The sequence below is a fragment of the Streptomyces sp. NPDC101219 genome, assembly GCF_044767675.1.
GTDB lineage: Bacteria > Actinomycetota > Actinomycetes > Streptomycetales > Streptomycetaceae > Streptomyces.
On the sequence record NZ_JBIWOK010000029.1, the window covers coordinates 1 to 8,722 of the forward strand.

General features: G+C 68.3%; 6 protein-coding genes and 2 pseudogenes. 2 read left to right on the plus strand and 6 right to left on the minus strand.

Annotated features, from left to right (window positions below):
* Nucleotides 1–341: 341 nt before the first annotated feature.
* Nucleotides 342–1,211 (minus strand): alpha/beta hydrolase, encoded by an 870-nt coding sequence (locus ACIRPP_RS31825; RefSeq protein WP_403650209.1) that lies wholly within the window; start codon nucleotides 1,209–1,211, stop codon nucleotides 342–344.
* A gap of 495 nt (nucleotides 1,212–1,706) precedes the next feature.
* Complete coding sequence (locus tag ACIRPP_RS31830) at nucleotides 1,707–3,374, minus strand: immunity 49 family protein (RefSeq protein ID WP_403650212.1); 1,668 nt, start codon at nucleotides 3,372–3,374, stop codon at nucleotides 1,707–1,709.
* Nucleotides 3,375–3,512: 138 nt separating this feature from the next.
* Between ACIRPP_RS31830 and ACIRPP_RS31835 the strand changes: the two genes are divergently transcribed.
* Nucleotides 3,513–4,442, plus strand: a complete 930-nt coding sequence (locus ACIRPP_RS31835; protein ID WP_403650215.1) for an ADP-ribosylglycohydrolase family protein — start codon at nucleotides 3,513–3,515, stop codon at nucleotides 4,440–4,442.
* A gap of 48 nt (nucleotides 4,443–4,490) precedes the next feature.
* Here ACIRPP_RS31835 and ACIRPP_RS31840 read toward each other — a convergent pair whose 3' ends face one another.
* Entirely contained in the window at nucleotides 4,491–4,976 is a 486-nt protein-coding gene (locus ACIRPP_RS31840; protein WP_403650217.1) for a hypothetical protein, read from the minus strand.
* 685 nt (nucleotides 4,977–5,661) lie between these two features.
* Between ACIRPP_RS31840 and ACIRPP_RS31845 the strand changes: the two genes are divergently transcribed.
* A complete protein-coding gene (locus ACIRPP_RS31845; RefSeq protein WP_403650220.1) occupies nucleotides 5,662–6,198 on the plus strand; it encodes a hypothetical protein in 537 nt (178 codons plus the stop codon).
* Nucleotides 6,199–6,398: 200 nt separating this feature from the next.
* On the opposite strand, the pseudogene ACIRPP_RS31850 reads toward ACIRPP_RS31845, so the two are convergent.
* The 3 genes and pseudogenes from ACIRPP_RS31850 to ACIRPP_RS31860 form a co-directional block, all read right to left on the minus strand.
* Nucleotides 6,399–7,245 (minus strand): annotated as a pseudogene (locus tag ACIRPP_RS31850) (IS5 family transposase).
* 49 nt (nucleotides 7,246–7,294) lie between these two features.
* Nucleotides 7,295–7,567 carry a hypothetical protein gene (locus ACIRPP_RS31855; protein ID WP_403650223.1) on the minus strand — a complete coding sequence of 91 codons (273 nt, stop codon included), beginning with the start codon at nucleotides 7,565–7,567 and terminating at the stop codon, nucleotides 7,295–7,297.
* Nucleotides 7,568–7,794: 227 nt separating this feature from the next.
* Nucleotides 7,795–8,722: pseudogene (locus ACIRPP_RS31860) on the minus strand (IS1380 family transposase); the annotation flags it as partial.

An 8,722-nucleotide genomic window follows, 5' to 3' on the forward strand; every position in this document is an offset into this window, starting at 1 on the left:
ACCTTGAAACACACGAAAAAAAGAGGGGGTTGGATCCATCAGCCGGTGCCACCCCACGGCACCGGCTGACTGGCCCCCACCACCCACACACAACCACGATGTGCCGTTCGGCAGTTACCAGGACGCGCCTTCCGGGGACGGCCTGTCAGCAGCGCCGGAGCGCGCCAACCGGCCTCACTTCCCGACGTCACGCAGAATTCGCAAAACGTCCTCCCCGCCCGGGATTTCCTCCGAATGTCTCCAGGAGCAGCTGGGGCCCTCGTAGACGTGGGCTCTCGTCGGTTGTCGAGATCAGCCGTCTGTAGCCTCGCGCGGTTGTCCAGCCACAGCTCAAAGGCTCCTTATTCGTGCCGTCCGGCGAAGAACGCCGCAAGGGAAGAGGCGAGCGCATCCGGGGCCTCTTCGGCCACGTGATGCCCGGCGTCGATGCCGTGGCCGCGCAGGTTCGGAGCCCACTGACGCCAGATCTTCACCGGGTTCCCGTACAGGTCCTCGAGGTCGTCCCGGAGCGACCAGAGGATCAGTGCCGGGCACTGGATCCGTGTTCCAGCGGTGCGGTCTTCTTCCTCGTGTCGTCGGTCGATGGTGAGACCGGCCCGATAGTCCTCCAGCATTGCCCGCACCACGTCGGGGTCTCTCGTGGCCGAGCGCCACTCGTCGTAGTTGTCCTGCCCCATGCTCTGGGGGTCGCCGTGGTACCAGCTGTCCGGGTCGGTGGTGATGACCCGCTCGGGGATGTCGGGCTGGGCGAAGAAGAACCAGTGCCACCACTGGGTGGCGAACTCGGGGGTGACGCGGGAGAGGTGCTCCGTGAGGGGCAGACAGTCGATCAGCGCCGCCCGTGAGACCCTGTCGGGGTGATCGAGCGCGAGGCGCAGCGCGACACTGCCTCCGCGGTCGTGTCCGGCCAGCGCGAACCGGTCATGGCTCAGGGAGCCCATCACTTCGACGATGTCACCGGCGACCGCCCGCTTGGAGTGTCCAGCGTGGTCTGCGGTCGGCTTCGGGCCGGTGGACCGGCCATATCCCCGAAGGTCGGGGCAGACCACGGTGAAGCCGCTCCGGACGAGGAGCGGGGCGACACGATGCCAGGTCGCGGATGTCCGGGGGTGACCGTGCAGCAGCACGACCGGGGGTCCTTCCCCGCCGTGGCGAACGAAGATCGACGCTTCGTCGAGCCGAACCCGTGTCGTCTCAAAGCCTTCGAACAAGGCCTGGTTCTCCCGCCCTCGTCGGTACACCGTTCACGGCACTTACCGGGCCGGGGCAGCCGCTTGCCCGTTCGCAAGGACCGCCAAGGTGACAAGCGGCTGCGCATACTGCCCGGCCCTCGGTGAGTAGTGCTGCACCGGCTCCCCTCTTCTCCTGCCCCCGCGGTCAACATGGACACAGGCGATTGATTCGCTTCCCTGTGGCAAGGCATTCCAGGAAGGCCGAGGGAGGCCGTCGAGTTCTCCGCGACCGGTGCACCAGAGGAGTGTCTGGGTGGTCTCCGGGGACACTCCCTGCGAGAGGTCATGGGTGTGCAGCGGTGTTTCGGCAACGCCCATCGCCGCGAACACTTCGGGCCGCACGGGCCCCAGTGCAGCCTGATCGGGCGCCGCTCCGCCATGTCCCACGGCCGGCTCGCCGACGCCCTTGCGCACACCGGCCGCAGTCGGCGCAAGCCGTAGGCGGCACGGGGACGTCTGCTGCGACCAGCCCCCTTAGAAGGGTTCGGCAGCCTTCAAGATGCTCTGAGGGAGGTAGGGGGATTCGACGCGGATGGCCCAGCCCCGGCGGCGGGCGTGGCAGGCCAGGGCCAGGACGTCGAGGTTGACGGAGGCGTCCGGATCGTCGGCGCGGTCGGCGACCTGGTAATACTCGCGGTGGGCTTCGAGCGCGTCGGCCAGGGCAAGGTTGAAGCTCTCCTCGTCTCCGTCCACGATCTGCGACAGCAGCACGGCCGGCGGCATGGCGAAGCCCCAGTCCTTGGCCTTCTCAGCCTGCTCCACGGCACGCTGCGCGGCCTGTTCGGGGTCGGTGCCCTTCAGGTAGGCGTGGAGTGCTTTGCGGTATGCGGCGAACGCGGAGCCGTCCGGGCGGGCGAACGAGGGGCCGGTGAGGACCAGCGGGGCGAGGTCCTCCCGTGCACCGGTCATCAGAGCGAAGGCAGTGGCCTTCTGCCAGTTGTGGGCGCCGACTTCCTCGCCCCGCTCGGCTCGGTAGCGCAGTCGGCGGCCGTCGACGGACACCTCCACCTCCGTACCCGGCTCCGCCAGAGCGATCTGGAACAGGGCAGCCCCCATCTGGGAGACGAGCCGGAGGATCCTGAGCTGTGCGCCCGTGACACAACCGGGGTCGCCCGCCCGCCACTTGAAGAGGCGCTCCTGATCGTCCATGGCCCAGCCGAGCCGGGAGACGGCGAGAAGATCTCCGTCGACCGGCGTGAACGCCTCCCGCAGGTCTTCCTCATACATGGCCAGGGCCTGCGCGTGCACGGTCCGCTCGCAGGCCGGCCGCTCCACCACCAGCGGACCCGCGGCGAGCGCGGCGACCGCGGCCGGCCGCCGGTCCCGGCCGAAACCCGAGACCCGCGGGCCGCGGCTCTCGAAGCCGGTGACCAGGGCCTGTGGAAGGTAGCCGGTGTGGACAGCGGGCGCCCAGCCCGTGGTTCGGTAGGCGAGCGCGGCAAGCGCGATAGGTACGAGCGGCAGAAGGCTGCTCGGGGAGGCCGTAGGGCCGTGCAGGGCGGCGTGCCCGGCCAGCAGGTCGGTCAGCGCGGCATGGAAACTCTCCCGGTCCTCGGCAGCCAGGGCGCGCAGCGTGCGCAGTGCCGTGCTGTCCGGCCGGTCCAGCAGCGGCTCACCGCTCTCCTCGGCGCGAATCCGGATGCGGTTCAGGGCCGCGTCGACCGCGGTGAGCTTGGCCTGCGCGCTCGGCGGGTACTCCTCGTCGTCGCCGGTGTCGTCCAGGACCACAGCCATCAGTCCAGTGGCGAGTTCACCGGCGGGCGTTCCCTGTGCCTGCTCGGCGAACTTCTGTCGGGCAAAGTGGAAGGCCTCGCCGTGCCACTTGGCCTTGTCCCCAAGGACCGCCAGGCACAGTGCGTCGATCCACTCCCCGGGCGTGACACTCTCCGTTCGGGCGTCCTCGCCCGGGCCGTAGCTCATGCCGAAATCCACGTAGCCGAGAGAGACCTGGAAACTGCAGTGCGGGTGGTAGGCGGCGTAGGCGACGGCCCCTGCCGCTGCCTCGCAGGCGTCCTTGAGAACGGCCTTGGCCTCCGCGGTGTCGAGGTCAGGCGATTCAACGGAGAGCGCCCCCAGATAGTCGAGGAACGTGCTGCGCGCCAGGTGGTGACTGTGCCACCGCTGGCGCCGGGAGCGACGCATCGTCCTGCCTACGGCCGCATGGGACATTGGCCGCTGTCGGGTCGCGCTCACCTCGGGCAGCGCAGGTCAGGGTCCTCGCCGTGCCCACACATGTCTGGGACAGGACAGCCGTCGGCACGACGCGGATAGCCTGTGCGAATGAAGCGGATTCAGCGAGCGGCCGGCGCGGTCGTCGGCTCAGCAGTGGGCGACGCCTTGGGCGCCCCCTTCGAGTTTGGTCCCCCAGGAGCGTTCTCCGCGCGGTTCCCGGCGCCCAGTGAGGGTGGCGAGATGTGCGGAGGCGGTGGCTGGGACCCCGGCGAGGCCACTGACGACACGCAGATGGCCGTCCTGGTTGCGGAGTCCCTGCTCGAGCGGAGCGGACTCGATCTGCCGGACATGTTCGCCCGCTTCCAGAGGTGGGCGGCGTCGGAACCGAAGGACATCGGCTTGCAGACCGAGGACGTCCTGACCAACGGCATGCCCTGGGACCTGGCCGCCGCGATTCATTTCCAAGTCAACCAACGAGCAGCGGGAAACGGCTCCTTGATGCGAGCATCTACCTCCGCGGTCCACTTCGCACTCGCCGGCCAGGAAGCCACCATGGATGCGGCCCACCGCATCGCCGCCCTCACCCACGGCGACCGCGCGGCATGGGAGGGCACCGCGATCTTCCACGAACTCGTCCGCCTCACGTTCGAGGACGCCGACCCCCTCGCCGCGCTCCCGGACATCCTGGCCCTTGTCCACCCCGACCACCGCGGCCGCTACGCCACCGTCCTCGCGCCCGAATGGCACCCCGATCAGGCGACCGAGTTCAACGGCGCCGTCTGGCCCTGCCTGGGTTCAGCCGTTTGGGTCCTGCGCAGCACCACCAGCTTCGAGGACGCGATACGCGCGGCGATCGACCTCGGCGGTGACACGGACACCGTCGCCGCGGTGACCGGCGGCCTCGCGGGGGCGTACTACGGGTTGGATGCAATTCCCGCCCGCTGGACCCAGACGCTCCATGTCCCTCTCCCAGGCTTCGACAGACGGGTGCTGCAGCTGGCAGATTTGCTCCATCTTGCACACCGCCTCGGAGGCTGAACCGAGTGCGGCTCCGCACCCTCCACCACCTCAGGCCCTCAACCGCAGTCACCTGAACAGGGGCTCCGCAAGGATCACGACTCGATCCGCGTCGACGTCGAATCCGAGCACCGGATGACCATGGGCACCCTCCGGATGCATCAGCACCGGCTTACCCAACCGCCGCCCGATCTCCCGCAAGAAGCCGCAGAACACGTCAAGCCGCTCCTGCCCCTGCAACTCGCGCAGATCAACGTCGAAATCGATCTCCTCGCCTGAGGAGAAGCGGAAGATCGCCAGGACATCAGCTCTCAACCAGACACGCAGGCTCGGCCACTCCATATCCGCTGGTCGAGACAGTGCAGCCGCCGCCCGGGGCAAGGGAAGCACCCTCTCCCCTTCGGAGTATTGGCACTTCCAGCCCTTCTCCACGACGAGATCCAGTACGTCCTGCCAGTCGTGCACCGAGGCATCAGGGACAGTCACGTCCGGTAGCGATCCCATCAGGTCCGGATCGAAGAAACACTTCACGTCATCCCACAGCAGATCAGCCACACCGTCATACTGCCCGGCTCCAGACCTCAAGGCAGTGCTGTTTTTCCTGTTCAAGAGCATAGAAGCGACTGCAGAAGGAGAGGCGCGGCGGTCATTCCAGCGGCAGCGTTCGAGGCGTCACGGGGAGGGAGGCCACGGAGCCGCCGTGGTGGTGAGCTCCGCGTAGGTCGCATTCTCCGCTTCCAGTTTGGTTCCGCAGGCACAGAGTCTGGATGTGGTTGGCGTAGATGGCGATGGTTGCGCACACCTCCCGTTGCTCCGGCGCCTGTTGGGAACGCAGCGTCCGGTCGGCCTTCTCGAGGCGGACGATGTCCGCTGTCAGGGGGTCCGTCTGGGGGCGGGGCGCGTCCGGTGTCCGGAAGAGTCCGGTGATGAATTTCGCCAGAGGTAAGCGGGTAGGCGGCGCGCGAGATACCGGCTTCCGTGCACAACGTGACGATAGACAGTGCGCCGCTAATGATCCGCGGCTGCCGGTCACGATCCGCTCGAAGGCGTGCACGACAGCGTGGTCGGTGCGCCACGGCACCGCCCTCGCCCGCGACAGTCGCTGCGGGCCTGTATCCTTGGTCGCGAAGTCCGGCGCGTACAAGCCTTTCGAAACAGCGCCCGTCTCCCGAGTTCGCCTCGGGAGACGGGCGCTGTTTTTTGTTGCCGGTCTCCGTATCGAGCGACAAGGAACTGCACTGTGAGCGACAACCCCTTCCGCACCTACCTGCCCCGCACCCCGAAGGAATCTATGGCGTTTATGCTGGTCATCGCCGTGATCTCGGTGAACACCATCCCGGTGGTGATAGGCGGCCTGACCTCCGGCTTCACCCTTGCCATGTGGACCGGTCTGCTGCAGGTGATGCCGGCCCTGCTGGTCGCGGTCGTGGCCGTGGTCCTGCTCACGATGAAGCCCGCCCAGCTGCTCACCTCACGACTCGTGCGCCCGGGCGACAGCTTCCGCGCCTACATGCTCTTGCACGCTCTGTGCAGCGTGCTGCTGATCTCCCTCGTGATGACAGTGGTCGGCACGAGGATCGGCGCGCGGCAGATCTCCACCGATCCCCTGGAGCAGTTCGCGCACCTGTGGCCGCGGAACTGCACCATCGCGTTCCTCATCGAGGCGCTGCTCGCCCAGCCGGTCGCCCGGCAGGTCATGCGCCTCCATCACCAGCGCGTCGACGCCCGCGCCACTCTCGCAGAGACCCGACAGCCCAGCGTCCTCCTCGCCGACTGAGCGGCGTAGTTGGCGAGCGGCGCCGACTGGAGCGCTCAGTCACACACAGCCGGCACCGTCAGGTTCGAAAGGACTCAGCTACTCACATGTGTGCATAGCTGCCGGAGTTCCCTTGTGGACGGTCGTCAGCAGTTGCTCTGTGGAGGTCGACGTGGTGGCTGCCGTCAGCGAGCTGACAGGGCTAGGCGGTTTCGTTTGGATCATCGGGCGGACCAGAGGAAGATGCCTGCGATGTGGAGTCCGGCCAGGTAGATGGTTGCGGTCTTCTCGTAGCGGGTGGCGATGCCGCGCCACTGCTTCAGGCGGTTGATGCACCGCTCGACGGTGTTGCGCTGCTTGTACGCCTCCTGGTCGAAGGCCGGCGGTCTGCCGCTGGCCTGTCCGCGCCGCTTCCGGTTGGCCTGCTGGTCGGCCCGTTCCGGGATTACCGCCCGGATGCCGCGTCTGCGTAGATGGTCGCGGATCTCGCGGGAGGAGTAGGCCTTGTCGGCCAGGACCATGTCCGGTCTGGTGCGCGGACGACCGCGCTGTCGGGGAACGCGCAGGCGGGCCATCACCTCGGTGAAGGCAGGTGCGTCGCCTGACCGGCGGTGAGGTGGAAGGCCAGGGGCCGGCACCGGCCGTCGGCGGCAAGGTGGATCTTCGTGGTCAGTCCGCCGCGGGAGCGGCCGATGGCGTGGTCATGCGGCTCGTCGGCCGGGGCCCCTTGTTACGGGCTCCGGCCGCGTGCTGGTGGGCCCGCACGATCGTGGAGTCCACCGACACGGCCCAGCTGATGTCCTCGTCGGCGTCGGCCTGGGCCACCAGGGCGGTGAACACCCGCTCCCAGGTGCCGTCGACGGCCCACATCCGCAGCCGGTTGTACACGCCCCGCCAGTTGCCGTACTTCTCCGGCAGGTGCACCCACTGGGTACCGGTCTGGAACTTGTAGGCGATCGCGTCGATCACCTCACGATGGTCCCGCCAGCGGCCACCCCGCTTCGGCGTCCGGTCCGGGAGCAACGGCTCGATCCGCGCCCACTGCGCATCAGTCAACGGCACACCCAGACCAACGACCGGACGATCGGAAAGGAGCGGCTATGCGCTGGCCACACCATCAAGCCGGGTCGGTCGACGCCCACCAGGCCATCACTCGGCTGGCCATTGCTTCTGGCCGCAAGCCCAGAGGGTCGAGACCGAAGTGATCTTCCAGTTCGTGCCGCAGGAACTCACCGATCTCGGTCCGGCAGGCGCCGGAACCGAGTCGCTGGAGGAGAGGGGCGAGCATGCAGTCGTACTCGTCCTGCACATCGTCAGCGACGCCCACCGGATCCCACTCATTGAGCAGATGCCGCAGGTCGTCCTCGGTGGAGGTGTGCCAAGGTCTCATTGCCCCAGACTGCCACCCAGGAACGACCGCCAGCACCTACCTGCTGATCCAAACGAAACCGCCTAGCCTCGATCTTTCTTGACGGTCCGCCGACGGAGTCGGCGGACCGTTTCCTTTTCGGTGGCTGAGGGTGGGCAGGCCGGTGGCCCGACTGTCGCGTCGGGTGGGCGCCGGGTTCCACTGCTCCGGTAGGGGTGGTGCTCCTCGTAGGGACGTAAAGTCGCTGGTCAGCCGGGCTTCGGCAGGAGAGCGAGTCGTGCGAGTGCTGTGGTGATCTCGCCGGACCACGGCCAGTGGCGGGCGATGCGGAGGATGCGACGCCGGCCGGTGGTGACGAGCCGGCCGGCCGCGGAGAAGAGCCGGAGCCGAAGCCGGCGGGGTTCCCAGAGCCGGGCCTGGCCGGTCAGGGCGAGCATCGGCATCCAGGCCAGCAGGTCGAGTGCGATCTGGACGATCTCCAGCCAGACCTGTTCTGCGCGGTGTGGTGCAGGGGCAGGTTGCGCAGGCCGGTCGCGCGGGCGGCCCGGATCCGGTCCTCCGCCCGGGCCCGCAGCCGGTGACGGAGCTCGAGCTCGGCGATCGGCCGGCCGGTGGTGTTGGTCGCGAAGCACGTGATCCGCATGCCGTCCGCATCCGTGATCCTCAACTGGGCTCCGGGGTGAGGCCGTTCCTTTCGGACGATCAGTCGCATGCCCTTCGGCCAGCCGTCCAGCAGCTTGCCCGTGAGCTCGGCGACCCAGGCCCGTCACGGACCTCACCGTCGGTTCCGACGGCCGCCGTCCAGGCCGAGGCGGGGACCTTCAGCACATGTTCGTGGACCGCTTCAGTGACCGTCATGCCGACCGAGTAGGACAGCCATCGCCCCCGCTGGGCAAGCCAGGCGACGAAGCCGTGGGTGCCGCCCGCGGAGTCGGTGCGGATCAGGGTCTGCCGCCCCCGCCGGTAGTGCTTGGGCAGTTGGGCCAGGGCCAGTCGGGCGGTGGTGATGTGGTCGGCGGCCGTGTTGGAGCCCGCGTTCCCCGGCCGGAGGAGGGCGGCGACCGGCTCTCCGGTTCCGCCCGGCCGTGGTCGACGAAGGCCGTCAGCGGGTGATGACCGTAGGTCTTCTTCCAGGTCGCGGCCGCATCCTGCTTGTCGGAGTGCGCGATCACGAGG